The sequence below is a fragment of the Klebsiella sp. BIGb0149 genome, from assembly GCF_004362605.1.
In the GTDB taxonomy this organism is placed as follows: Bacteria; Pseudomonadota; Gammaproteobacteria; order Enterobacterales; family Enterobacteriaceae; genus Klebsiella; species Klebsiella terrigena.
This window is the reverse complement of record NZ_SNYG01000001.1, coordinates 886,547-909,471: the sequence shown is the minus strand read 5'-3', so window position 1 is coordinate 909,471 and position 22,925 is coordinate 886,547. Positions and strand designations below refer to the sequence as shown.

23 protein-coding genes are annotated in these 22,925 nt (G+C 59.1%); 10 read left to right on the top strand and 13 right to left on the bottom strand.

Annotated features, from left to right (window positions below; translation table 11 throughout):
• The first annotated feature begins 33 nt into the window (after nt 1-33).
• A complete protein-coding gene (locus tag EDF75_RS04375) occupies nt 34-1,530 on the top strand; it encodes an NCS1 family nucleobase:cation symporter-1 (protein WP_133597330.1) in 1,497 nt (498 codons plus the stop codon).
• A gap of 98 nt (nt 1,531-1,628) precedes the next feature.
• Here EDF75_RS04375 and EDF75_RS04370 read toward each other — a convergent pair whose 3' ends face one another.
• Complete coding sequence (locus EDF75_RS04370) at nt 1,629-2,618, bottom strand: membrane dipeptidase (RefSeq protein ID WP_133597328.1); 990 nt, start codon at nt 2,616-2,618, stop codon at nt 1,629-1,631.
• A 245-nt stretch (nt 2,619-2,863) separates the two neighbouring features.
• Between EDF75_RS04370 and guaD the strand changes: the two genes are divergently transcribed.
• Complete coding sequence (guaD, locus tag EDF75_RS04365; RefSeq protein WP_133597326.1) at nt 2,864-4,189, top strand: guanine deaminase; 1,326 nt, start codon at nt 2,864-2,866, stop codon at nt 4,187-4,189.
• A 27-nt stretch (nt 4,190-4,216) separates the two neighbouring features.
• Here the strand turns inward: guaD and uraH are convergent, their stop codons facing one another.
• Together uraH and uraD are read right to left on the bottom strand one after the other, a co-directional pair.
• A complete protein-coding gene (gene uraH, locus EDF75_RS04360; protein ID WP_133597324.1) occupies nt 4,217-4,543 on the bottom strand; it encodes a hydroxyisourate hydrolase in 327 nt (108 codons plus the stop codon).
• Nucleotides 4,540-5,058 carry a 2-oxo-4-hydroxy-4-carboxy-5-ureidoimidazoline decarboxylase gene (uraD, locus tag EDF75_RS04355; protein WP_133597322.1) on the bottom strand — a complete coding sequence of 173 codons (519 nt, stop codon included), beginning with the start codon at nt 5,056-5,058 and terminating at the stop codon, nt 4,540-4,542. Before uraD ends, uraH begins: the two co-directional genes overlap by 4 nt.
• 330 nt (nt 5,059-5,388) lie before the next feature.
• Here uraD and hpxO point away from each other — a divergent pair, with 330 nt between their 5' ends.
• Entirely contained in the window at nt 5,389-6,543 is a 1,155-nt protein-coding gene (gene hpxO / locus EDF75_RS04350; RefSeq protein ID WP_133597992.1) for an FAD-dependent urate hydroxylase HpxO, read from the top strand.
• A 6-nt stretch (nt 6,544-6,549) separates the two neighbouring features.
• On the opposite strand, the gene hpxR is transcribed toward hpxO, so the two are convergent.
• Nucleotides 6,550-7,482 carry a LysR family hpxDE operon transcriptional regulator HpxR gene (hpxR, locus tag EDF75_RS04345; RefSeq protein ID WP_133597320.1) on the bottom strand — a complete coding sequence of 311 codons (933 nt, stop codon included), beginning with the start codon at nt 7,480-7,482 and terminating at the stop codon, nt 6,550-6,552.
• Between the two features lie 127 nt (nt 7,483-7,609).
• Between hpxR and hpxD the strand changes: the two genes are divergently transcribed.
• Together hpxD and EDF75_RS04335 are read left to right on the top strand one after the other, a co-directional pair.
• The gene (gene hpxD, locus EDF75_RS04340; protein ID WP_133597990.1) at nt 7,610-8,647 is read left to right on the top strand and encodes a molybdenum cofactor-independent xanthine hydroxylase subunit HpxD; all 1,038 of its coding nucleotides are present in this window, start codon (nt 7,610-7,612) and stop codon (nt 8,645-8,647) included.
• A gap of 12 nt (nt 8,648-8,659) precedes the next feature.
• Nucleotides 8,660-9,631 carry a PDR/VanB family oxidoreductase gene (locus tag EDF75_RS04335; RefSeq protein ID WP_133597318.1) on the top strand — a complete coding sequence of 324 codons (972 nt, stop codon included), beginning with the start codon at nt 8,660-8,662 and terminating at the stop codon, nt 9,629-9,631.
• 380 nt (nt 9,632-10,011) lie between these two features.
• Here EDF75_RS04335 and EDF75_RS04330 read toward each other — a convergent pair whose 3' ends face one another.
• From EDF75_RS04330 to EDF75_RS04315, 4 genes are read right to left on the bottom strand one after another with little or no spacing between them, the layout of a single operon-like run.
• A complete protein-coding gene (locus EDF75_RS04330; protein WP_133597316.1) occupies nt 10,012-10,332 on the bottom strand; it encodes a hypothetical protein in 321 nt (106 codons plus the stop codon).
• Nucleotides 10,329-10,568, bottom strand: coding sequence for a hypothetical protein (locus EDF75_RS04325; RefSeq protein ID WP_133597314.1), 240 nt, complete (start codon nt 10,566-10,568; stop codon nt 10,329-10,331). The genes EDF75_RS04330 and EDF75_RS04325 overlap by 4 nt, the downstream gene beginning before the upstream one ends.
• Nucleotides 10,569-10,585: 17 nt before the next feature.
• Nucleotides 10,586-11,311, bottom strand: a complete 726-nt coding sequence (locus EDF75_RS04320; protein WP_133597312.1) for a DarT1-associated NADAR antitoxin family protein — start codon at nt 11,309-11,311, stop codon at nt 10,586-10,588.
• A gap of 4 nt (nt 11,312-11,315) precedes the next feature.
• Nucleotides 11,316-12,377, bottom strand: a complete 1,062-nt coding sequence (locus EDF75_RS04315; RefSeq protein ID WP_133597310.1) for a DarT ssDNA thymidine ADP-ribosyltransferase family protein — start codon at nt 12,375-12,377, stop codon at nt 11,316-11,318.
• 384 nt (nt 12,378-12,761) lie between these two features.
• Between EDF75_RS04315 and EDF75_RS04310 the strand changes: the two genes are divergently transcribed.
• On the top strand, nt 12,762-13,097 hold the full coding sequence (locus EDF75_RS04310; protein ID WP_133597308.1) for a gamma-glutamylcyclotransferase family protein: 336 nt from the start codon (nt 12,762-12,764) through the stop codon (nt 13,095-13,097).
• A gap of 43 nt (nt 13,098-13,140) precedes the next feature.
• On the opposite strand, the gene EDF75_RS04305 is transcribed toward EDF75_RS04310, so the two are convergent.
• Nucleotides 13,141-14,169 (bottom strand): LLM class flavin-dependent oxidoreductase, encoded by a 1,029-nt coding sequence (locus tag EDF75_RS04305; RefSeq protein ID WP_133597306.1) that lies wholly within the window; start codon nt 14,167-14,169, stop codon nt 13,141-13,143.
• Between the two features lie 337 nt (nt 14,170-14,506).
• Complete coding sequence (locus EDF75_RS04300) at nt 14,507-15,268, bottom strand: DeoR/GlpR family DNA-binding transcription regulator (protein ID WP_133597304.1); 762 nt, start codon at nt 15,266-15,268, stop codon at nt 14,507-14,509.
• A gap of 202 nt (nt 15,269-15,470) precedes the next feature.
• Here EDF75_RS04300 and EDF75_RS04295 point away from each other — a divergent pair, with 202 nt between their 5' ends.
• From EDF75_RS04295 to EDF75_RS04285, 3 genes are read left to right on the top strand one after another with little or no spacing between them, the layout of a single operon-like run.
• Nucleotides 15,471-16,484 (top strand): SIS domain-containing protein, encoded by a 1,014-nt coding sequence (locus EDF75_RS04295; protein WP_133597302.1) that lies wholly within the window; start codon nt 15,471-15,473, stop codon nt 16,482-16,484.
• Nucleotides 16,481-17,401: an ROK family protein gene (locus EDF75_RS04290; RefSeq protein WP_133597300.1), complete on the top strand. Its 921-nt coding sequence runs from the start codon at nt 16,481-16,483 to the stop codon at nt 17,399-17,401. The genes EDF75_RS04295 and EDF75_RS04290 overlap by 4 nt, the downstream gene beginning before the upstream one ends.
• 28 nt (nt 17,402-17,429) lie before the next feature.
• A complete protein-coding gene (locus tag EDF75_RS04285; protein WP_133597298.1) occupies nt 17,430-18,842 on the top strand; it encodes a sugar porter family MFS transporter in 1,413 nt (470 codons plus the stop codon).
• 98 nt (nt 18,843-18,940) lie between these two features.
• Here EDF75_RS04285 and EDF75_RS04280 read toward each other — a convergent pair whose 3' ends face one another.
• Nucleotides 18,941-19,882, bottom strand: a complete 942-nt coding sequence (locus tag EDF75_RS04280; protein ID WP_133597296.1) for a LysR family transcriptional regulator — start codon at nt 19,880-19,882, stop codon at nt 18,941-18,943.
• 87 nt (nt 19,883-19,969) lie between these two features.
• On the opposite strand from EDF75_RS04280, the gene EDF75_RS04275 reads away from it, so the two are divergent.
• Nucleotides 19,970-20,980 (top strand): zinc-dependent alcohol dehydrogenase family protein, encoded by a 1,011-nt coding sequence (locus tag EDF75_RS04275; protein ID WP_133597294.1) that lies wholly within the window; start codon nt 19,970-19,972, stop codon nt 20,978-20,980.
• Nucleotides 20,981-21,062: 82 nt separating this feature from the next.
• On the opposite strand, the gene EDF75_RS04270 is transcribed toward EDF75_RS04275, so the two are convergent.
• Nucleotides 21,063-21,380 carry an EthD family reductase gene (locus EDF75_RS04270; RefSeq protein ID WP_133597293.1) on the bottom strand — a complete coding sequence of 106 codons (318 nt, stop codon included), beginning with the start codon at nt 21,378-21,380 and terminating at the stop codon, nt 21,063-21,065.
• A 72-nt stretch (nt 21,381-21,452) separates the two neighbouring features.
• Nucleotides 21,453-22,904: an MFS transporter gene (locus tag EDF75_RS04265; RefSeq protein ID WP_133597291.1), complete on the bottom strand. Its 1,452-nt coding sequence runs from the start codon at nt 22,902-22,904 to the stop codon at nt 21,453-21,455.
• Between the last annotated feature and the right edge of the window lie 21 nt (nt 22,905-22,925).

Here is a 22,925-nt window from a genome sequence, read left to right as displayed (position 1 = left end):
TATTCAGGGGTTTCATCAAGAGGAGCAGGTTTCATGCCACATTCACAAAATACGCATCAGGTTAAGGCCGCGGGCTCCAGCGCCGGCTACAGTCCACGGCTGTGCAACGAGGATCTGGCGCCGACGCGCGACCAGAACTGGAGCTGGTACAACATCTTTTCCTTCTGGATGTCGGACGTGCATAGCATGGGGGGCTATGTCGTGGCGGCGAGTTTCTTTACCCTGGGCTTAGCCAGCTGGCAGGTGCTGCTGTGCCTGCTGGTCGGCATCTGTATCGTTCAGCTGTGCGCCAACCTGGTGGCCCGGCCGAGCCAGATGGCGGGCGTGCCCTATGCGGTAATCTGTCGCCAGGCGTTCGGCGTCTTCGGCGCCAATATTCCGGCGGTGATCCGCGGGCTTATCGCCTTTGCCTGGTACGGGATCCAGACCTATCTGGCCGCCAACGCGCTGATGCTGGTGATGCTAAAGTTCTGGCCGTCGCTGGCGACGCTCACCGCGAGCAGCTTCCTCGGGCTGTCTCATCTCGGCTGGCTGTGCTTCGCCACCATGTGGCTGCTGCAGGCGATGGTGTTCTGGCACGGGATGAGCGCCATCAAGCGCTTTATTGATATCGCCGGTCCGGCGGTCTACGTGGTGATGCTGGCGCTGGCGGGCTGGATTGTATACAAGACCGGCTTTGACGGGATCTCCTTTACCCTCGCCAGCAAGTCGCTGAGCGCCGGGGAGCAAACCTGGCAGATGATCACCGCGACCGCGCTGGTGGTCTCCTACTTCTCCGGGCCGCTGCTTAACTTTGGCGACTTCTCGCGCTATGGCAAAAGCATGGGCGAAATCCGCCGCGGCAACCGCTGGGGACTGCCGTTTAACTTCCTGCTGTTCTCTATCGTTACCGTGGTGATTGTCTCCGGGACGCAGTCGCTGTTCGGCCGCATGATAACCGACCCGATTGAAACCGTAAGCCGCGTAGGCAACGACCTGGCGGTGGCCATCGGCCTGCTGACGATGATCACCGCGACCATCGGGATCAACATTGTCGCCAACTTCGTCTCCCCGGCCTTCGACTTCTCCAACTGCTCGCCGCAGAAAATCAGCTTCCGTACCGGGGGAATGATCGCCGCGGTGGGTTCAATCCTGCTCACCCCGTGGAACCTGTTTAACTCCCCGGAGCTTATCCACTACACCCTCGACGTGCTGGGGGCGTTTATCGGCCCGCTGTTCGGCATTCTGCTGGTCGACTTCTACCTGATTAAGCGCGGGAAAATCTCGGTGGACGATCTGTTTGACGACACGCCGAAAGGACAATACTGGTATCGCAACGGCTTTAACCCGAAGGCCATTGCCGCGCTGGTGCCCTCCGTGGCTATCGGTCTGGTTATCAGCTTTATCCCCGCCCTGCATGAGGTCGCCAACTTCAGCTGGTTTATCGGCGTCTTCCTGAGCGGCGCCGCCTACCGCTGGATTGCCCGCGACGATCGCGCCGCCGTCGTCGCCACGCGCTATGACGCCCGCGCCGTGGCGCAGAAAGAGTAGTTTCCCCACCCAGGCCGCGCCCCCCGGCGCGGCATACTCATCAACCGCGGCCGCGCGTTCATACTGCAATGCGGCAGCCGGGACCCGGCTAATGCCGTTTACTCTGCGGGCCAGGTGGCGCGAGCGACGCGCAAAAAATTGCCGCCGTAGATAGCCTGAATATCCTCATCGCGATAGCCAAGCCGCACCAGCTCCGCGGCCACCTGGGCCAGCGCTTCCGGCTGCAGCTGGCGATGGCCGTTCATCTGCCCGTAATGCTCTTTTGGCCACCACGCGTTCTCATCCAGGCCAGCGGGCAGATCTTTATGTTCGGGGTACAGCTCGGTGTCGAGGCCAAAACCAATAAACTGCGGACCCACCCGCTCGGCGAGATAATCGATTTGGCGAACGAAGGCGCTAACGGACGCAGTGGGATCGCCTAAAAAGATCCCCAGCCCCGTCAGCCCAATAACGCCCCCCTGGGCGGCGCAGGCCCGAATTTGCTCGTCGTCGATAGTACGCGGGTGGTCATACAGCGCTTTCACGTTAGTGTGCGAAAAAATCACCGGCCGCTGCGAGAGCGCCATGACCTCGAGGCTGGCGCGTTTGCTGGCATGGGAACAATCCATAACGATGCCGTTACGGTTGATCGCCCGTACGACCTCCCGGCCCAAAGGGGTCAGGCCGCCCCCGGCGCCGTGGCATCCGCCGGCGCAATCGTTGTCTCTGTTATAGGCCAGCAGCATTTGCCGAACCCCCAGCCGCGCATAGACCTCCACCATTTCAGGCGCCTGCAGAAGCATATTTGAGCCTTCCAGATCGAACGAAACGGCCAGCTTATTCTCCCGCCGCGCGCGAAAAATATCCTCGACCGTACCGGCCAGAATAAATGTGTCATCGTGCGCCGCCAGCCACTGCCGAAAGCCGGCAATCACCTTCACGATGAGCGAAAACGGGGTCATGTCCATACCCACGTTGAGCGATACGTGATGAAAACCGCCGTCCCGGTAGCGCTGCAGCCGGGACATATCCTGCCCGGGCAGCAGCGGAAGGCAGGCGTGGGCCTCCCACTGGATAAAAGATTCAGCGTCTGAATTTTTCAATATCATAGTAACGGTTTCCTGATTGGGAAGACGGCCGGGCGCCGCGCATCGTGTCCCGTCTGGCGCGCGAAGCCTCTCCCGAACCAACGAGGAGGCCGGCCGGCGCGGCTGATGGGCGATCCTGCCAGCCAGTTTACTGACCTCGCAGCAGGTTGCCCAGCGCATTATTCCCGCCCTCCCGGCCAGCCGAAAAGGCTGGCATTAATATTGCTTTGAATATGGCTCAATGCGCGATTCAACAAGGAGCCAACATGGCGGAAACCATCAAGTCGTACGATGCTGCAATTCGCGGGGCGTTTTTTGATATCGCCCGGGTCGCCGACGGCGCCGACGATATCGCCCGCCACGCGCGCTATCTTGCCGACGGCCTGCTGTTTATTGAGAACGGCACGATCCAGACGCTGCTGCCGTGGCAGGAGGGAGAGCAGTTTCTCCATCCGCACAAGGGATACACCGACCTGCGCGGCAGGCTGCTGCTGCCGGGCTTTATCGACGCCCACGTCCACTATCCGCAAACGGAGATGATTGGCGCCTACGGCGAACAGCTGCTGGAATGGTTAACCACCTACACCTTCCCGGTCGAAAGCCAGTTCGCGGACGAGGCCTATAGCGCGGAGATCGCCCGCTTTTTTGTCAACCAGTTGCTCAGCCACGGCACCACCACCGCGCTGGTCTTCTGCACCCTGCATCCCGAGTCCGTCGATGCGCTGTTTAGCGAAGCGCTGCGTCTGAATATGCGGCTCCTCGCCGGGAAGGTGATGATGGACCGCCACGCGCCGGATTATCTGACGGAGACGGCGCAGCAGAGCTACCGGCAAACCCGCGAGCTGATCCAGCGCTGGCACCACCGCGGGCGCCTGGGCTACGCCATTACCCCGCGCTTTGCCCCTACCTCCACGCCGGAGCTGCTGTCGGCCATTCAGCAGCTGAGGGAGGAGTTTCCGGATACCTGGCTGCACACCCATCTGAGCGAAAATCTCAGCGAGGTGGCGTGGGTGAAAAGCCTGTGGCCGGAGCATGAGCACTATCTCGACGTCTATCACCACTACCGGCTGACCGGCGAGCGCAGCGTATTTGCGCACGGCATTCACCTCGCCGACGCCGAGTGGCGCTGCCTGCACGAAACCGGCTCCGCGCTGGCCTTCTGCCCAACCTCGAACCTGTTCCTCGGCAGCGGCCTGTTTCGCCTGCCCGCCAGCTGGCAGCAGCGGGTGCGGATCGGCATCGGCACCGACGTCGGGGCGGGAACCACCTTCAGCATGCTGCGCACGCTGGGGGAAGCCTATAAAGTTGCCCAGCTTCAGAGCTATCGCTTGCCCGCCTGCGAGGCCTTTTACCACGCCACGCTCGGCGGCGCGCACGCGCTGCGCCTTGACGATAAAATTGGCAACTTCGAACCGGGAAAAGAGGCCGACTTCGTGGTTATCAACCCGGCCGCCACCCCTTTACAGCGGCTGCGCATCGGACGCTGCAAAGATATCTACGAGCAGCTGTTTGTGCTGATGACCCTCGGCGACGAGCGCAATATCAGCGAGACCTGGGTCAACGGCGAGCGCGTCTGGCACCAGCAGGGCTGACGCCCCGGGCCGGGCCAGAACGCAAAATTAGCTCCCCCGATAGGTCGACCAGCCGCCGGGGGCAATCAAAAACGGCAGGTGGAAGTGCTCATCGACGTCTTCGGCGATCGCAAAATCGATCTGCGCCTTGAGGTAGAGCGTTTCCCGCCCGTCGCGCGAAAACCAGTCGCCGATCTCCGCCACCAGCCGATAGCGCCCGGCGGTCAGCATGCCGGGTGCCAGCAGGGCAATGCGGCCCTGCTCATCGGTCAGGCCGCTGGCGATCGTTTGCCCGCCCAGCAGCAGGTTCACCGCCACGCCCTGTGCGGGCCTGCCGCTGGAGATATCGAGAATATGGGTACTCAACGTATTCATTCGCCTATGACTCCCGTCAGTCTTAATAAGGTAATTTCGCGCAGCTGCGCCAGCGCCACCCGCGTCTCTTCCGCCTCGTCGTGGTTCAGCCGCTGCGTCAGCGCCTGCAGGATCTCTTCCCCGCTGCGGCCTTTGGCGCGGATCAGGAAGACCCGCCCGAAGCGGGCTTCGTAGCGGGCGTTGCCCTCCCTCAACGCCTGAGCGAGGAGCGTATCTTCATCATTGATGGCCCCCTGCTCGTGCCGCGACAGCGCGGCGTGACCCCGCTCTCCGGCCGGTTTTTCACCAATGCGCGGATGGGCGCTCAGCGCCCGATCCAGCTCGGCCTCCCCCCAGCGCTGCGCGGCCTCATTGGCGGCGGCCAGCAGCGCGGCAAGGTCAGGATAGGGACGGCCCTGCACCAGTACCGTCGCCCAGGCGGGGAGCGCCACGCAGGGCTGCAGCAGGCCGCGGGCCGCCTCGTCGTCCAGGCGGTTAAAGTCCTCAATCGCGATCGTCGCGGCCACTTCGGACATGTTGTCGCTCCTTATACCAAACGGCCCATGCGGCCCGTCGTTAATCACGTTAGCGCAGTATTGCGCAAATCAGCTTACATAAAGCGGCTTGCACAAAGCAGGCCACATTCCCTCATTGCGGGTCTGGCCGCCGCGGCCTGATGAAACGGTTGATTCTCATACGCCAACCTTACAATTTTTGATGCAAAAAAAGGCAATTATTGCCCGATAACGCACCACTTTAGCGCATCCTTCCCGCCAACGCCTCCGCCAGACGCCCCTGTCGCGCCCGCCGGCAAGCTGGTACGCAAATTGCTCCGCTCTTCACAACGCATGCCACAGGAGAAGATGATGAAAGCATTAGTGATGGGTGCCGGTATCGGCGGCCTGAGCGCGGCGGTCGCGCTGAAAGCGGCCGGAATTAGCTGCGAGGTGTTTGAGGCGGTGCAGGAGATTAAGCCGGTTGGCGCCGCCATCTCAATCTGGCCCAACGGGGTGAAGTGCATGAACCTGCTGGGCATGGGCGACATCACCGAGACCTACGGCGGGCCGCTGCGCTATATGGCCTATCAGGATCACCGGCATGGCAAAACCCTGACCCGCTTTAGCCTTGCGCCTCTGGTCGAGCGCACCGGCGGCCGCCCTTGCCCGGTTTCACGCAGCGAACTGCAGGGCGAGATGCTCAATTTCTGGGGCCGCGACGCGGTACGGTTCGGTAAACGGGCCACCCGCGTCGCGGAGGACGACGACGGCGTGACGGTATGGTTCAGCGACGGAACCACCGCCCGCGGCGATATGCTGATTGCCGCCGACGGCAGCCACTCGGCCCTGCGCCCGTACGTGCTCGGCTTTACCCCCGAACGGCGCTACGCGGGCTACGTTAACTGGAACGGTCTGGTGGAGATTGACGAGGCCATCGCCCCCGCCGACCAGTGGACCACCTTTGTCGGTGAGGGCAAGCGCGTCTCGCTGATGCCGGTCGCCAGGGGGCGCTTCTATTTTTTCTTTGACGTCCCCCTGCCGGCCGGACTGGCGGAAGATCGTAGCACCCTGAAGGCGGATCTTAGCCGCTACTTCAGCGGCTGGGCAGCGCCGGTGCAGGAGCTGATCGCCCGCCTCGATCCGGCCACCACCAACCGAATTGAAATTCACGATATTGAGCCCTTCGACCGCCTGGTGCGCGGGAAGGTGGCGCTGCTGGGAGACGCCGGACACAGCACCACCCCGGATATCGGCCAGGGCGGCTGCGCGGCGCTGGAGGACGCGGTGGTGCTGGGCGAAGCGTTGCGCGACGGCAAGGATATTGTCGCCGCGCTGCGCCAGTACGAAGCCCGGCGCTGCGAGCGGGTTCGCGACCTGATCCTGAAAGCGCGCAGGCGCTGCGATATCACCCACGGCAAGGAGATGGCGCTAACCGAGGCCTGGTACCGGGAGCTTGAAGAGGAGAGCGGGGAGCGGATCATCAACGGCCTGTGCGAGACGATCCAGGGCGGCCCGCTCGGCTAGCCGCCTTCAGGGCTGCGGCTCCCGGCTTTCGCCGACGGCCCGCATCGCCTCCATCACCTCCGTCAGCTTCTGAATCGCCATCTGCGCCGGACGAGAGAGCTGGCGCGATGGCGCGGTGCACAGCGCCAGGGTCAGCGGCCGCAGCAGCTTGTTGCGCAAAGGGATAAACGCCAGCTGCCCGCTTTTTACCTCATCCAGCACGTCGAGCAGGCTCAGCACCGTTACGCCGCTGCCTTTAAGGACCAGCGATTTAATCAGCCGAATATCATTGCAGCTGATGCCGTTTGCCGGGGAAAAATCGTAGTGCCGATAGAGCATCGCCACCCGATCGTGCACGATAAGCGGCGCGCCGGGAACGATGTGCCGCTGCTGGCTGAGATCGCCTAACGACAGCGTCGCCGCCTGCGCGAGGGGGCTGTCCGGGCGCATCACCACCCCCATCTCCAGCTCGACGAACGCCAGCACGCTGAGCCCCGCCTGGCCCTCCGGATCGAGGATCAGGCCAAAATCGACGTCGGCCTGACGAACCTTTTCGCTCACCGCGTGGCTATCCGCCACCCGCAGATTGAGCTCCAGCCACTGCCACCCGGTAATGATATCGGCCAGCGCCGCGGCAAAGCTGCCCTCCGCCAGCGCCTGCACCATGCCGATGCTGACGCTGCCGCGCTTTAGCCCCTGCAGCTCGTCAAACTGCTGGCGGGTAAGCTGAAACTCCTTTTGCCAGCGCAGCAGGTTGTCATAGAGCAGCTCTCCGGCGGTGGTCATGCGCAGCCCTTCCGGCAGCCGTTCAAACAGCGGCGTGCCGAACTCCTCTTCGGCCTGCAGGATCTGGCGGTTTATCGCCGAGGCCGAGATATGCAGCTTTTCAGCCGCCCGGCGCAGGCTGCCGCTGCGGGCCACCGCGGCGAAATAGATAGCGAAACGCGAAAACGGACTCATATTCCCCCTGTTCTCTTTTTTGCAACGGGTTAGTGAATTAATGGCGATGGATGTCAACACCCTAATATGACAACAATAAACTCACAACAATTAAACAAATGCTTTTCCGTGAGCAGGAAGGAACATGATGAACAGAACCAATCCCACCCCGCCGGCCCGCTGCACCTTCGAGCCGGACGACTGGCTCCGGCTGGCGAAATGCTGGCACCCGGTCGCCCGCGCCGAGGACGTCGGCGGCGCCCCGCTGAAGGCGACCCTGCTGGACGAACCGCTGGTTATCTACCGGATTAAAGGCTCGGTGGTGGTCGCCCGCGACGTCTGCCCCCATCGCGGCGTACCGCTGACCCTCGGCTCTCACGACGACGAAGGGATTATTTGCCCCTATCACGGTCTGCGCTTCGGCGAAGAGGGGCGCTGCAACCGGATCCCCTCCAGCCCCGACCAGCCGGTTCCGGCGAGGCTCCACCTGACCCACTACGCGGTGAAGGAGCGCTTTGGGCTGATCTGGGTGTGCATGGCCTTCGACCCGGAGAACCCGATGCCGCTGCCCACCATGCCGCACTGGCACGATGAGGGGTTTCAGCAGATCAACTGCCCGGCGTTTGAGGTCAACGGCTTTGCCGGCCGCCAGGTGGAGGGGTTTCTCGACGTTGCCCATTTCGCGTGGATCCATACCGATACCTTCGCCGATCCGGATAATCAGGAGGTGCCGGCCTACAGCCCGCAGGAAACGTCTTTTGGTTTTATTGCCGACTACTGGAGCTCGGTCGGCAACTATCCGGCCAGCGCCGGATTCCGCGCGCCGGAGGGGTTTCAGTGGCTGCGCCGTTTCGAGATGCACCTGCCCTTCACCGCGACGCTGACCATCCACTTCCCCGGCGAGGCCCGGCTGGTGATTATGAACGCCGCTTCGCCGGTATCGTCGCGCGTCACCCGCATGTTCGCCCCGATTGCGCGCAACTTCGATCTGCACGTTCCGGTCGCGGACGTGCACGCGTTCAATCTCCGCGTCTTCGAGGAGGACCGGCTGATGGTCGAAACCCAGCGTCCGGAGAGGCTGCCGCTGGACTTAACCCTTGAGGCGCATATTCCCGCCGACCGCAGCTCGATTGCCTATCGTCGCGGGCTGCAGAAGATGGGCTTTGGCGACTTTTTCCTCGTATAGGCGGAGGCGAAAATGAGTGAACTGCTGCAGGTGGTCGTTGACGGAATGTGGCGCGAGGGCGATTCCAGCCTCGCCGTCAGGCTGGTCTCCGGCCGCGGGGAGCCGCTGCCCGCGTGGCGGCCGGGGGCGCATATCGATCTCCATCTGCCGGATGGGATGACGCGTCAGTACTCGCTGACCGGCCCGACGAGCGGCGCAGAGGGCTATCTGATCTGCGTCGCGCGGGATCGTAAATCGCGGGGCGGATCGCGCTATATCCACGAGGCGCTGCGCCCGGGCCAGACGCTGCGCGTCTCTCCCCCACGCAACCTGTTTACGCTGCAGCCCGCGGAGCGCGTTGTGCTGCTGGCCGCCGGTATCGGCATTACGCCGCTGTACGCGATGCTGCTGCAGCTCGAAGCGGACGGCGTGCCCTGTGAGCTGCATTATTACGTCAGGCGCCGCGAGAACGCGGCCTTTATCCGCCCGCTGGCGCAGCGCTTCAGCCAGGGAAGCGGCGCCCTGTACTGCTCTGAGGAGGGGCAAAGCCCGCGCCAGCACCTCGCCACGACGCTCGCCGGGGCGCGGCCTGGAGAACTTCTGTACCTCTGCGGGCCCCGGGGTTTTATGGCCTGCGCGCGCGAGGTCGCGGAGCAAAAGGGCTGGCCGGAGGCGCAGATCCACAGCGAAGCGTTTCAGGCGACCCCGGCGGTCGCCGACGTCAGCGGCGAGGCCGATACCTTTACCGTCACCCTCGCCTCGTCGGGCGCGCGGTGGCCGGTTCCGGCACACCAGACTATAGCCCAGGTGCTCCAGCAGCAGGGGGTTGCGGTCCCGCTCTCCTGCGAGATGGGGATGTGCGGCGCCTGCCTCACGCCGGTGATCGAGGGCGTGGTCGATCACCGGGATACGGTGCAGTCCCCGGCGGAGAAAGCCGCCGCCGCGCAGCGCATCGCGCTCTGCTGCTCCCGCAGCCACTCGCCAAACCTGCTGATCGATCTCTAGCGGATGCCGCTCTCCGCTGGCGCCAGGCTGCCATAAAGCAGGCTGGCGCCCTGCTCGCTGACAAATCTTAAAAGCCATCAAAAGCCGGCCAATCATTCCCTAATCGAATAATTTTAATAAAAATTATTCATTTCCTTTCTGAATCAAATATCGCCATATTTGTATGACAAATTTGCTATCGCCAAACGCCTGCTGCTGCCCGAGGGGAAGAGACGATCTCTCCCGGCGCACAATAAGCGTGACGAACCTGACCAGCTGTCTGGATATTGCCTGTCGCAGCTTCCAGACCGGTGCTCAGGGATCATTCTGAACATCCACTATAAAATTGAGTACTATCCGAGTATTTGCCAGCCAGCTTTTGGCTGGCTTTTTTTTGGCCGTCACCGGCCTGATTTTTCGTTTTTCAGCAGGTCGCTTAAGCGGGCATGGTTTTGCGCAAAGAGTGCGTTAAACGTCTCGCGGCTCTGCGGGTCTAAATCCGCCACCAGCGCCTCGCGCTGCGCCTGCCTGCGGATACTCTCCTGCACCGACTTTAGCGCCGCCTCCATGGCAATAAGCTCCCCTGCCAGCTCGCTTTCAAGCTTTGAGCGATAGAGAAACTCCCGCGCCAGCACGCCCATTTTGCTATTGGCTTGATTAATCGCGGTGCTGCTTTTTTGCAGCGATTCGGCGACGGCGGCCAGTATTTTATTCTCACTCATTGCTCAGTTCCCCCGGCCGAGATCAGCCTCAGCGTCTCTGCCAGCTGGCGATGAAACATTTCACGCTGGGTGACGCTCAGCGCATCCAGCTCTTTTTTAACCGCGTTCACGCGGTCGAAGTACGCCTGCTGCACTTCTGCCCGGATCTCCCGTCGCCGCTCGGCGGGAATATCGGTAAAGGCGTCCGTTGCTGCCGAGTCGGGGGGGAAAAGCGTGCCAGGGAGTCGCCTGACCATAAGAGCCTCCTGATAGTTTAAAACAGGCGCATATTGCGCAGATCGCCGTCGCTGGTGTTGTAAATCGTGAATTGCTCGATCAGCGCAATAAACTCGTCGCGCGGCGGGATCCCGTTCGCCAGCAGCTTACGCTGGCTCAGGGCGCACCACAGCGCCACCGAGTAGGCCTGACAATTCACCGATTTTTCCGGGTTGAATTCAATATCCGTAAACGCCGAGTACTCCAGCACCCTCTCTTTAATCGGCGAATGGTTAAGGGCATTGAGGTACAGCCAGTCGTAGAAAGCGGTTTTCGGTTCTAATGCCCAGATGATGGCCGCGCGCTGTTCGTTCGGCTGGAAGGAAAAGTGCGCCAGTCGTCCGGATGTTTTTAGCTGCTCCGCACGCTTTGCCTCTTTCGGCGACATGCGCATCAGTTCGCGGAAAGGCCCACGCACCACCCCGTTGTCAGTAAATACTTTCGAAGACTGAAACAGCGATTCCACGCTAATAAACTGTCCGACGCTGCTCTGCACGCCCATATTAAAGGCGCTCAGCTCCCGGCCCAGGGTCTGCGTGGACTTACTCGATACCTCAAGAATTTCCGCATCCGGGGCATGTAGCCGATAGTTCTCGTGCAGGGAGGCAATTGATTTCTGTTTTTGCGTCACCGCCAGCCCGGCAGACCAGCTGAAATCAACGTTAGCGATATCAACCAGGGTATCCCCCTGGCTTCTCGGAATAAACACGGGGCGTACGGCCATAAATTCACCTGAAAGAAAAACGAGAAGGATCGACCGTGATTATCACCGGACTCTCGCGTAGCCATAAAGGAATATTATCGGCACTGTAGAAAATAACCTCACTGATAAACCCGGGGGAAATATTGCCAAGATAGAGAATTTCCGCCTGGATATCATGCGGGCGATCCCCGGACTCCTCGTCATTATCCCCGACAAACATGGTTTGAAACGCCGTATGCTTTTTACGCTCGCCGAGGCTGACGGCCCTCACCGCATTCGACGCCGCGTTGCTTTTGCAGAATACGGCCCGGTTAAGCAGCTGTGAAAAATCAAATGAGGGCTGGGTCGGTCCGCTGATTAGCTCTTTTTTGATCTTCAAAATCACCCAATCGCCGTGGCTTAACCCCTGAGAATATTTGTAGAGCATTTTATTATTAATATGCCCCACCGACAGAGAGATTGAGTCTCGTACCCCATCCAGCCGCAGTTCGTCATTATAATGAAAAGGGTAGCCCGCACTTTCAATTTGCTGGCGCGTCATAATACCTAAGGAAAATATCCCTTTTAAATTATCCAGGTGCGTAAAGTGATACAGTGCAGAGATATTTCGGCGTTTTATCTGTGAAAAATCTATCGCCCGCGCCCAGTTAAATTGCTGAATGGCATAGAACGGTTTGCCCGGAACCTGCTGCATAAATGCGTAGTGTAAATCAGATGTATAGGCCGGCGCCAAATGGGTCAACCCGGTAATCGCGTAGCGCGTTAGCATATAGTCCTTAAAGCCGACGACATGCATAATAATAGCCAGCGCCTCGGTCATCGTAATCGACACTGCGCCATTATCAGGCTCGCGACTTAGCGCCGGTTTTTCTTTATTAACGACGTCGAGATTATTAAATAGCGAATTGCGCCGCTGTGCCGCCTCGCGGAACGGCTCTGCCTCTCGCTGGCGCGGCTCAGGCCTTACGATCGTCGGCGGCCGCACGACCGGCGGTTGGCTACCTGATTTAGTAGGGGGAACGTCCTTCTTTTTTATTAAATTACCAATAACAGCCAGCACAATTAGAATGCCAATCACCGTCCACATATGAACTCCAGCAGCCGCATTATGATTTTGTTGTGTGTAAAAATGAACAGCGCCGTCTCCCCGATAATGGGTGCGGGCAAGGATTATCTTATTAGTATTTTTACGCCGGTCGTCGGAGGCACGGAGCGTGCAATAAACAGGCGCGCTCTACGGTAATCCATTCATTGGGTGAACTCAAGAGTCATCAATATGGCTAATTTTTATCACCAGATACGCTGTAATAAACAGCAGCCCGTCATGCCATTGAGCAATCAGGCAGAATAAGCCCCTGTCAGCGCCGGCGGTCGATCGGGCCGCTGCGCTTTTAAAAACGTCGCGATTCCGCCAGTATGGGTTCTCTCCCCCGCCTGCCGGGGAATTTATCACCTTGCTTAATGAGGAATAATGGAACGCTTATTTGTCTACGGCACGCTGCGTCCAGGCCACGCTAATGCCTATATTCTGGAAAATATCGGCGGAGAGTGGCTGCCGGGAACGGTGACCGGCACCTTTTACGCGCGCGGCTGGGGCGCTGCCGCTGATTTTCCGGGGATCGTCCTGAGTGAAAGCGGGCCGCAGGTCCACGGCTATCTGTTTGCGTCCGCAAAGCTGGCGGAGTTCTGGCCCGCGCTGGACGAGTTTGAAGAGGGCTACGACCGGGTGGAAGCTGAGGTGACGACGGCCGACGGTCGGCGCCTGTCCGCGTGGATCTATCAGCTCCAGCCGCCGGCTCAGCCGTAGGGGTTAACGCCCCGCATGGCTCACGGGGCGTTGGCGTGACCGCCTATTTGTCGCGCCAGCCCAGCGCCGGCGCAACCTGTTTGAGGATGGACTCAATAACGTGCACGTTGTAATCCACGCCCAGCTGATTCGGCACGGTCAGCAATAAGGTGTCGGCTTCGGCAATCGCTTCGTCTCTCTTCAGCAGCTCGATAAGCCGGTCCGGCTCGGCGGCATAGCTACGCCCGAAAATCGCCCGCGTTTTCTCATCAAGCTGGCCAATTGTATCCCCGTCATCCCGGCCTGTACCGAAATACATCCGGTCGCGATCGTTCATCAGGGCAAAAATACTGCGACTGACCGAGACGCGCGGCGTACGGGAATGCCCCGCCTGCGCCCAGGCCTCGCGGTATGCCCGGATCTGTTTTGCCTGCTGAATATGGAAAGGCTCGCCGGTTTCGTCATCTTTCAGCGTCGAGCTTTGCAGGTTCATCCCCAGCTTCGCCGCCCACACCGCCGTGGCGTTGGAACCCGCGCCCCACCAGATACGCTCGCGCAGCCCTTCGGCATACGGCTCGGGGCGCAGCAGGCCCGGCGGGTTGGGGAACATCGGCTGCGGATTCGGTTGGGCAAACCCCTCCCCTCGCAGCACGTCGAGCAGCACTTCGGTATGACGACGCGCCATGTCTGACTCGTTTTCTCCGTCGGCGGGCACGTAGCCAAAATGACGCCAGCCGTCAATCACCTGCTCCGGAGAGCCGCGGCTGATGCCAAGCTGCAGGCGACCGCCGGAGATCAGATCCGCCGCCCCCGCGTCCTCGGCCATATAGAGCGGATTTTCATAGCGCATATCGATAACGCCGGTGCCGATTTCAATCCTGCGGGTTTTCGCGCCTATCGCGGCCAGCAGAGGAAACGGCGAGCTGAGCTGGCGGGCAAAATGATGCACCCGGAAATAGGCGCCGTCCGCGCCCAGCTCTTCGGCGGCAACCGCCAGATCGATGGACTGCAGCAGCGCGTCAGCCGCCGAGCGGGTGGCGGACTGCGCCGACGGCGTCCAGTGGCCAAATGACAAAAATCCAATCTTTTTCATGACGTATTGATCCTGGTTTGCAGGGAAATTATCCGCAGGCCGGCATTAACCGCGATGCCGTAAATCAGCGCCTGCCGAGGTTTACGTCTACTTTACGCATTCGCTGATGGGAATAAATATCGTTTGTTTAACATAATGCATCAAATAAATTGACCGAGTGGCGGCGGGCCTGTCCCCCGACTCCCGACGGCCGAATCGAGCCGTAGAAAATCTTGCGACGTTCCAACCCGGATATAAGCGCAGGTGCGTGATTAATCGTTTTTTAGCTAAGAGGCATTGAAAAGCAGCTGCTGATAAAGCGGCGCTATTTTCCCTATGAGAGAAGCGGCACCGCGTATCAGATATCGGCGTAGCGCAGCTTATCCTGGTAAGCTAACGCTGCTTTATCCGTTTTCTTTTTGTCCGTAACGATCATATCGACGTCTGAGATATGGCATACGTGTGAAACCGCGCGGTATCCCAGCTTAGACGTATCGGCCAACACCACGCGGGTTTTCGCTGAATGGAGGATCGCCTTTTTCGTCGGTAATTCGATGGCGTTAATATTGGTTATGCCGGCTTCAGGGTGTACGCCCTCTGCGCCAAGAAATGCCCAGTCCGCATAGACTTCGCTAAATTTTCTGGTCGCGTCTGGCCCGACAAGGGTATAGGAATTGCCAACGACGACGCCGCCGGTAACGTTCAGATTGATTGACGAATATTGGCTCAGCAGCATCGCAATATTCAGGTCATTGGTGATGACGGTCAGATCTTTTTTAGATACCAGCTGCAGGGCCAGCTCATACACCGTTGAACCGTTGTCTAAGATAACCGAGTCGCCATCCGCGATTAAAGATGCTGCGTACCTGCCGATGGCAACCTTCTGTTCATGATTCCGACTTTTGCGGATGCTGTAGGGCGTATCCTGCCCCTCTGTGGAAAGTACGGGAAGCAGCCCGCCGTGCGTTCTGATGATTTGATGCGTTTTCTCTAAATAAATCAGATCTCTTCTGATTGTCGAACTATCCACCTCAAACATGTCGGCCAGCTGATTGGCATTCAGGTAACCCGTTGAATTGAGCATGGAGATAATTTTTTCCCGCCTTTCTTGTGCCAGCATTTTCCACACCTCCCACATTTCAGTGCAGTCGATATTACCATGTTTTTGCTAATTAAAAAGAACAAACATCTATCTTTCAAACGGTTAATTACCACCTTCGGGAATGTGCCACCTCCGTCACATAAACGATATCGTGCATTGACATGCACGATATCGTGCATGTAGCGTGTATTCGTGTTCACTAACTCCCTATGAGGAAACTATGTCTAATCCCTATGAAAATGATATTGCCATGCAGCCGGATGCCATTGTCGCGCAGCTGAACAACCCGCTACCGGCCAACCTTCACTCGGTGCGGCTGAGCAGCTTTGACCGGATCGTTCTGACCGGTATGGGGTCTTCTGATTATGCCCTGATCCCCGTGGAGAGAGCCCTCATTGCCAGAGGCTACCCGGTATGGCGAGTAGATGCGGGGCGTTTGCTGGATATGCCGTCACTTGTGACCGAAAACTCCCTCGTGTGGGCCACCTCGCAGTCCGGCATGAGCGGTGAAATCGTTGCTCTGATTGAAAAAGGAATTCGTCCGCACACGCTTATCGGTTTAACCAACGACCCGAACAGTACGCTCGGAAAAAGCGCCGACGTCCTCGTCACGCTTGAAAGCGGTGATGAAGCCACGGTGAGTTCCAAAAGCTATCTGAATACGCTTATTGCCTGTCACCGAATCCTTGCCGTTTTGCTGGATGAGGATGAGGCGGCGGTGCGTCATGCGGTAACGGAGGTGCTCGACGCGATCCGTAATACGATCGGCGACGGCCGGTCGGTACAAGACGTGACGGAGAGGCTATTTAACGCCAGGCGCCCCCGCGTTGCCTACATTGGCACGGGATCGTTTGCCTCCAGCGCGCTGACGGCGGCATTAATCACGAAAGAAGCCTCAAAGGTCAGCGCAGAAGGATTCATCGGCGGAGAGTTTCGGCATGGCCCGCTGGAAACCTCAGGTGAAGGCATGCTGGCGGTTCTGACCGGGAAACCCGGCGACGAAACGCTTGAAAAGCTCGCCTCGGAGCTGCTGGCGAACGGAACCGACGTCGTCACCATCGGCTCGGCGCCTTTCGCGAACTCTGAGCTACTTTTCGTTCCGCCAAAGAGCGAACTATGCCAGCTGCTATGCGGTTTTATTTACATTGAGCATCTGACGGTTGAGCTTGCGAAGAAAAACGGTTTTGTTCCGGGTCAGTTTCTCTATGGAAAAAAAATTACGGTGGCGGTATGAGCAGCCCAACCCTATTCGCCAAAGCAGGGATCGATCTTGGCGGGACCGGGACCCGCATCATTATTCTTGGCGCCGAGGGGATCCTTAATACCAAAACGATCCCGACGGCGGAATTTAATCGCGTTGATAAGCAGCATCGTTCCGCAGCGCTGGCCGCCCATGTCGCTTCTCTGATCCCCGATGGCGTCGAGCTTGTTAGCCTCGGCATCGGGGCCAGCGGGCCGGTCGATACCACCACCGGGGTGATTAATAATAAGGATACGCTGGAGTGCTTTTCCTTTTTCCCACTTGTGGACGAGCTGCGGGAGCGGCTCAAGGTCAGAGTGGGTATTGACAACGATGCCGTCGCCGCCGTGCTAGGAGAGTATCATTTTGGCGCAGGGAAAAAGAGCAAACGGCTGCTGATGGTGACGCTGGGAACGGGAATTGGGGTGGCGCTGCTGGATAACGGGAAGCCTTTTCGAACCAGCGACGGCCAGCATCCCGAGGCTGGCCACATACCCGTATCGGGCAATCCAGCGGTCTGCTACTGCGGCCTGCGCGGCTGCTGGGAGATGCTCGCCTCCAGAACCTGGCTTCAGCAGAATCTGGAAGCGCTTCTGCCCGATGCGCCCTTTGAAAAACATGACGTCAGCTTTTATCAGGCCATTGCGGAGAACAGAGCGGACGTTGCAAACGTATTTCATCGTTATGGAAACTATTTAGGGCGAGGGCTGGTCACGTTATTAACGCTCTATGGCCCTGATTTAACCATACTGAGCGGCAGCGCCGCCCATTATTACCCGCTATTCAAATCCGGACTGGAGGAATCACTCACGCGTGCACAGGCGTACGCGATTAACGACAGAATAGTGCCGTCGCAATTGGGCGATATTGCTGGAGCCCTTGGCGCTACGGTTATTCCGTCAGCGGCTTAACAATCACAAATAAATACAGGTTAACATCATGGCGCATTCAGATTATAGCGAAGGTCGCGGCACGCCTGAAAGAATGAAGATAAGTATTTATATTATTCTTTCCGTGCTGATCTCTTCCGTAGGTGGCATCATATTTGGCTATGACACCGGCATTATTGGAGGAGCAATTGTCTATATTGGCAAAGAGTTTCAAATTAATGATTTAATGCAGGGCGTCATTGTCAGTATGTCGCTGCTGGGCGCCATGATCGGCGCACTGGTGGCAGGCCCGCTGGCGGACAAATACGGACGCAAAGTGAACCTGTTTATCTCAGGTATCTGCTTTGCTACCGGCGCCGTCATTTCTGGTTTTAGCTCTCAGATAGAGGTTCTGACGTTTGCGCGCATCCTGCAGGGTATTGGCGTCGGAGCCTCTTCGGTTCTTGTGCCGGTTTATATTGCGGAATTGTCGCCGGCAAAAATCCGCGGCGTTTTGGTCACCTCATTCCAGCTGATGATTACCGTAGGCATTGTTATGGCTTATGGCGTCAATGCGGTGGCTGAAAGCAGCGGTGAATGGAGAATTCCGCTCGGGATTGCCGGAATCTTTGGGGTGCTGTTAGCGGCGGGCACGCTCTTTGTTACCGAGTCGCCGCGCTGGCTTATCGCCGTAAACCGCCATGATATTGCCAGGCGATCGTTGATGAAGCTGAGGGGGCGCCGCGACGTTGAGGCGGAGATTAAAGAAACCGAACGCCTGAATACGCTCGAGCAGGACAGTATGCGCTGGCGGGATTTATTTCGCGGCCACGTCAAGCCCATGATAACGATAGGCGTTCTGGTGGCTTTCTTCTCTAATGCTTGTGGTATTAACCTGGTCATTTATTTCGCTCCGCAGATATTACAGTCCAGCGGTTTCACCTCTTCGGCCTCCTGGATCGGAACCATCGGGCTGGGCATAACCAACGTTATATTTACCATTGTCGGCATGCTTATTGTCGATAAAGTTGGGCGCAGGCCATTGCTTATATTAGGTGCGATTGGGCTGACCATTAGCCTCATCATTTTGGCCCTGCTTTTCTCCGTTCCCGCGTTTCCTGGCAGCAGCTGGCTGGCGTTCGCTTCGCTAGTATTTTATATCGTGATGTATGCCGTCAGCCCGGGAATGCTAGGCTTTCTGATGATTTCTGAAATTTCGCCGCTCAGAGCAAGGGCCAAAGTCACCAGTCTGTCTATCTTTGTTATTTTTGCCACCAATCTGGTGATCGCGCTTCTCTCCCTTCCCATGCTCAATGGCATAGGCGCATCGACCACGTTCTGGATATTTTCCGTAATTTGCGTTGCCTTTACCATATTCAGCTTTTTTGTTCCGGAGACTAAAGGGAAAAGCCTTGAGGAGGTCGAGCTATATTTTAAGGAACGACAGAATAAGACTACGGGAGTTGAAACCGCTGGCTGCTGAATTTAATATCTAACTTAAATCGTTAATTAAAAAGCCCTGAAGAAGCCGTCAGGGCTTTATTATCGCTCGCTAAAATATCCCCTGCCGCGACGAGATGGTCAGGGGGCAACCTTCGGTAACACGGCCCAAGGCGGCGGCTTCAACCTCTCCGCGATCCAATCAGAAAAAGCGCGAGTTTTCGAGGGCGTACCAGCGGCTGCGGGGGTGACCACATACACCGCACCTCGGTCAAGCACGGTCCATTCAGGCAGGATCTCCACAAGCCGCCCCGCTGCCAGCTCACGGGAGGCATACCAGTCGGAAGTATATAAAACCCCCATGCCGCTGACGGCCGCCTCGACCAATAGCTCGGCATCGTCCGAAGCAAGGGGGCCGGTCACCGCGACGCCAGAGGCTCCTCCGTTTGGTTTGCTGAAGCTCCATTTGTAAGGATCGTGCCGGCCGGTGAAGCATAAGCACGGCACGTTCGTCAGGTCCTGCGGTATCCGGATAGTCGGATGTCGGGCAATAAACGCCGGTGATGCGCAGATTAATCGGCGCCGCTCGGCTACTTTGCGCGCAACCAGGCGCGAGTCGGGGAGCTCTCCCAGCCGAATAGCGAGATCAAAACGCTCGCCGATAAGATCGACGAATCGGTTACTGGTATCCACTTCCACGGTTACCCGGGGATGCGCGCGCAGAAACTCCAGGATGAGCGGCGTCAGCCACAGGCGGCCAAAGTTTCCCGGCAGGGTGACGCGTAAATGTCCGCGGGCTTCGCCATCGGCAAAGGCAGCCGCCTCTCCCCCGGCGGCCTGCAGCTCATACAGCAGCGGACGAATACGCTCCAGGTAGCTGCGGCCAGCTTCCGTGAGGACAACCTTACGCGTGCTTCGCTCCGCCAGTCTGATCCCCATTCTCGCCTCCATCGCACTCAGGCGGCGAGAAATAGCCGTCGAATCGCGTCCGAGTTGCCGACCGGCTGCGGCGAAAGAACCCGTATCAGCCAGCGCCACAAATGCCGCCAGTTCGTTCAAATTAGAAAAGAATGATTGCTGCATATATCGCATGTATGAAGTGTAATTTCTACCAATTCTAAATATAAATGCAGCAATGTACAGTGGGTTTTTCCCCACGGAGTAACCCCGATGAAATACATTGAAATCACCGCCCCTGCACGAGATGCATTCCAGTATGGAGAGCGTCCCGACCCCGCCCCCCCGACCAAAGGGCGCATCCTGGTACGGATGAAGGCTGGCAGTATTAATTTCGCCGATCTGGCCGTGGCCTCCGGCCAATATCCCGGTGCGCCTTATCCCATTATTCCGCTTGCCGATGGCGCGGGTGAAGTCGTGGCGATCGGGGAGGATGTCTGGCAGGTCAAGGTGGGGGATCGCGTCGCCGTCCACGTTAAGGCGCGCTGGATTGCCGGCCGCTCCAGCGCCGAGCTGGCCAACCCCATGCGCGGAGCGACCCTCCCCGGTTCGCTGGTTGAAATCGCCGAACTCGACGCGGCCGGCGTTGTCAAGATCCCTGATTACTTAAGCTGGGAAGCGGCGGGTACGCTGCCCGTCGCCGCGATGACCGCATGGCGAGCGCTGGAAGCGGCGCACATTGGACCCGCTTCGACCGTCGTCCTGCTGGGTACGGGCGGAGTGTCTATATTCGCTCTGCAGCTGGCCAAGGCGCGAGGAGCCAGGGTCATCATCACCTCCTCCTCCGAGGAAAAACTGGAACGTGCCCGTGAATTAGGTGCCGATGAGGTGTTCAACTACCGCAAGGATGCCGCCTGGGACCTGTTTATCCAGCAGCGCACCGGCGGCGTGGGCGCTGACTTAGTTATCGATCCCGTCGGAGGGGAAGCCTTTAACCGCTCGGTATCCGCCGTACGGCACGGCGGTACGGTAGCGGCTATCGGTTTTCTCGGCGGCGGATCGACTCCGCTGGACCTGCTGTCAGTGATCTTCAAGGAGGTCCGCGTGCAGGGTACCAACGGCGGGTCGGTGGCCGATCTGGCCGCTGCGGTGGCGGCGATCGCGGCGCACCGCATCGAGCCGGTCATCGACCGCAAATTTACGCTCAACGAGCTCGCGCAGGCCTATGAGCTGATGTCGCAAGGCGGGCATTTCGGTAAAATTGCGATCGAATTTGATTGGTGAGGACTGTCGCCCCGGCATCTAATTCCCGGGAGCGCCACTGGTAGATGAATGCCACCTACCCGCAGGTGGCTATTTTACATAATCAAAGAGGACGCGCCCGCATACGCACGGGGTGGATATCGGTAAACAGCGGCACGTCCGCCATCACTTCGGCGACTTCCGGCGAGGAAAATACCGCGGTCACCGCCGCCTCGTCGCGGAAAATGCATTCGCAAATGGCCAGGGTTCCCGGCTGCTCCCGCAGCGGGAAGAAGGCGGCCACGCTGACCAGGCCATATTTTTCCCAAAGCTTCATCACCAGCGGAAGATGGCCGTCAACATAGTATTGCCGATCGAAACGATCCTCCGCGCGGCCCTGGTAGCTGACATAGATAACAACCTGCGTATTCTCTGTATTCATAATGCTCTTCTGTTAAAGGGATTTGAAATAGCCGCGCAGCAGCAGGATTCACCTAAGCGCGGCCGGGATGACTCATGCGTTCGATTTGCTAAGCTTCAGCGCAGCCGCCGACTTCCGGGCGAGGCTGATACTCAACCCTGCCCCGGCCGCCAGGCAGCAGGCGATGCACAGGACGGCGACGATAAATGCGTGGGTGATGGAACCAGGATCGCCGCGTGAACCCAGTACGGCATAGAAAATGCCGCCAATAATCGCCACGCTAAGGGCGGTGCTCAGCTGCAGCGTCGAGCTGACCACGCCGGCAATCATCCCGGCGTAGGCCGGCGCAACGCGGCCGGTAATAATGTGCATCAGCGTCGGGAGCGCCAGCCCCTGGCCGAAGCCGATGATGAACAGCGCGGCTGACAGAGGAAGCGCGGCCGGCGGGATACCGTCCGCCGTCGTCATCATCAGCCCGGCAAATCCGAGCAGACCCAGCGTTTCCAGCCCCATGCCGATGGGATTGACGTAAGGACCGACCATCCGTCGGCCAAACGGCGTTGACAGCGGCCCCAGCAAAAAACCGGCGCCGAACGGCAGAAAGATCAGCCCTGCCCGCAGTACGCTTTGCTGCAGAGCGCTCTGCAAATAGATTGAGAACAGCAGGAAAAAGACGCCAATCGAGTAGAACAGCAGCGCCAGCAGCAGGGAGAGCCCCATGCCCGGCTCGCGAAAAATCATCGGGTCGATGAGCGGATCGCCGCCCCGGCGCGCAAGCCGGTTTTCATAGCGCCAGAACAGACAGGCAGCGACCGGAGTGAGCGCCAGCGCCAGCCAGGACCACCACGGCCAGCCCGCCTCCCGGCCTTCGATCAGCGGCACGATAAGCAGACCCAGGGCGATGACGGAGAGCGCCGTCCCGCCCATGTCTAACCGGCGGGCCTGCCGCGCGCGGGTCTCTTTGATCAGCGGAATGCCGAACAGCAGGACCAGCAGCGCGATCGGCAGGTTGACGAGGAAAATGGCCCGCCAGCCGCTATCAAAGAGATTTAAAGAGATCAGAATGCCGCCCAGCGCCTGGCCGATAACCGACGCCAGGCCGAACACCGCCCCGTAAAGGCCCAGCGCGCGCGATTTTTCCGCTTCCGGGAAAATCGCCTGAATTGACGCCAGCGCCTGCGGAGCCATAATTGCGGCGGTGATCCCCTGCAACACGCGGCCGGCGATCAGCGCCCCGGGCGACCAGGCAAAACCGCACAGCGCCGACGCCGCGGCAAAGCCAATCAAGCCGGTGAAAAACATCCGTCCGCGGCCAAACAGATCGCCCAGCCGCCCGCCGGTGATCAGCGTCACGGCATAAAATCCTGCGTAGGACGATATCACGAACTGCTCGGCCGACGCCGAGGTCCCCAGCTCCCCCTGAATTGAAGGCAGCGCCACGTTCACGATGAAGAAATCCAGCGGCGGTAAAAAGGCCCCCACCAGCAGGACGATAAACATCGCCCAACGGTGAGGCTCGGCTGAGTCAGGATTTAAGTGGGACATATACGACCTCCAAATGGAACC

Bases quoted from the DNA above. Each gene is read 5' to 3' on its own strand.
- EDF75_RS04295 (WP_133597302.1), top strand. From the start codon at position 15,471: ATGTCTAATCCCTATGAAAATGATATTGCCATGCAGCCGGATGCCATT.
- uraH (WP_133597324.1), bottom strand. From the start codon at position 4,543: ATGAATACGTTGAGTACCCATATTCTCGATATCTCCAGCGGCAGGCCC.
- EDF75_RS04325 (WP_133597314.1), bottom strand. From the start codon at position 10,568: ATGGTCAGGCGACTCCCTGGCACGCTTTTCCCCCCCGACTCGGCAGCA.
- EDF75_RS04285 (WP_133597298.1), top strand. From the start codon at position 17,430: ATGGCGCATTCAGATTATAGCGAAGGTCGCGGCACGCCTGAAAGAATG.
- EDF75_RS04265 (WP_133597291.1), bottom strand. From the start codon at position 22,904: ATGTCCCACTTAAATCCTGACTCAGCCGAGCCTCACCGTTGGGCGATG.
- EDF75_RS04275 (WP_133597294.1), top strand. From the start codon at position 19,970: ATGAAATACATTGAAATCACCGCCCCTGCACGAGATGCATTCCAGTAT.
- EDF75_RS04290 (WP_133597300.1), top strand. From the start codon at position 16,481: ATGAGCAGCCCAACCCTATTCGCCAAAGCAGGGATCGATCTTGGCGGG.
- EDF75_RS04310 (WP_133597308.1), top strand. From the start codon at position 12,762: ATGGAACGCTTATTTGTCTACGGCACGCTGCGTCCAGGCCACGCTAAT.
- EDF75_RS04375 (WP_133597330.1), top strand. From the start codon at position 34: ATGCCACATTCACAAAATACGCATCAGGTTAAGGCCGCGGGCTCCAGC.
- EDF75_RS04335 (WP_133597318.1), top strand. From the start codon at position 8,660: ATGAGTGAACTGCTGCAGGTGGTCGTTGACGGAATGTGGCGCGAGGGC.
- EDF75_RS04300 (WP_133597304.1), bottom strand. From the start codon at position 15,268: ATGCTGGCACAAGAAAGGCGGGAAAAAATTATCTCCATGCTCAATTCA.
- EDF75_RS04330 (WP_133597316.1), bottom strand. From the start codon at position 10,332: ATGAGTGAGAATAAAATACTGGCCGCCGTCGCCGAATCGCTGCAAAAA.
- EDF75_RS04370 (WP_133597328.1), bottom strand. From the start codon at position 2,618: ATGATATTGAAAAATTCAGACGCTGAATCTTTTATCCAGTGGGAGGCC.
- hpxR (WP_133597320.1), bottom strand. From the start codon at position 7,482: ATGAGTCCGTTTTCGCGTTTCGCTATCTATTTCGCCGCGGTGGCCCGC.
- EDF75_RS04305 (WP_133597306.1), bottom strand. From the start codon at position 14,169: ATGAAAAAGATTGGATTTTTGTCATTTGGCCACTGGACGCCGTCGGCG.
- hpxO (WP_133597992.1), top strand. From the start codon at position 5,389: ATGAAAGCATTAGTGATGGGTGCCGGTATCGGCGGCCTGAGCGCGGCG.
- EDF75_RS04270 (WP_133597293.1), bottom strand. From the start codon at position 21,380: ATGAATACAGAGAATACGCAGGTTGTTATCTATGTCAGCTACCAGGGC.
- guaD (WP_133597326.1), top strand. From the start codon at position 2,864: ATGGCGGAAACCATCAAGTCGTACGATGCTGCAATTCGCGGGGCGTTT.
- hpxD (WP_133597990.1), top strand. From the start codon at position 7,610: ATGAACAGAACCAATCCCACCCCGCCGGCCCGCTGCACCTTCGAGCCG.
- EDF75_RS04280 (WP_133597296.1), bottom strand. From the start codon at position 19,882: ATGCAGCAATCATTCTTTTCTAATTTGAACGAACTGGCGGCATTTGTG.
- uraD (WP_133597322.1), bottom strand. From the start codon at position 5,058: ATGTCCGAAGTGGCCGCGACGATCGCGATTGAGGACTTTAACCGCCTG.
- EDF75_RS04320 (WP_133597312.1), bottom strand. From the start codon at position 11,311: ATGGCCGTACGCCCCGTGTTTATTCCGAGAAGCCAGGGGGATACCCTG.
- EDF75_RS04315 (WP_133597310.1), bottom strand. From the start codon at position 12,377: ATGTGGACGGTGATTGGCATTCTAATTGTGCTGGCTGTTATTGGTAAT.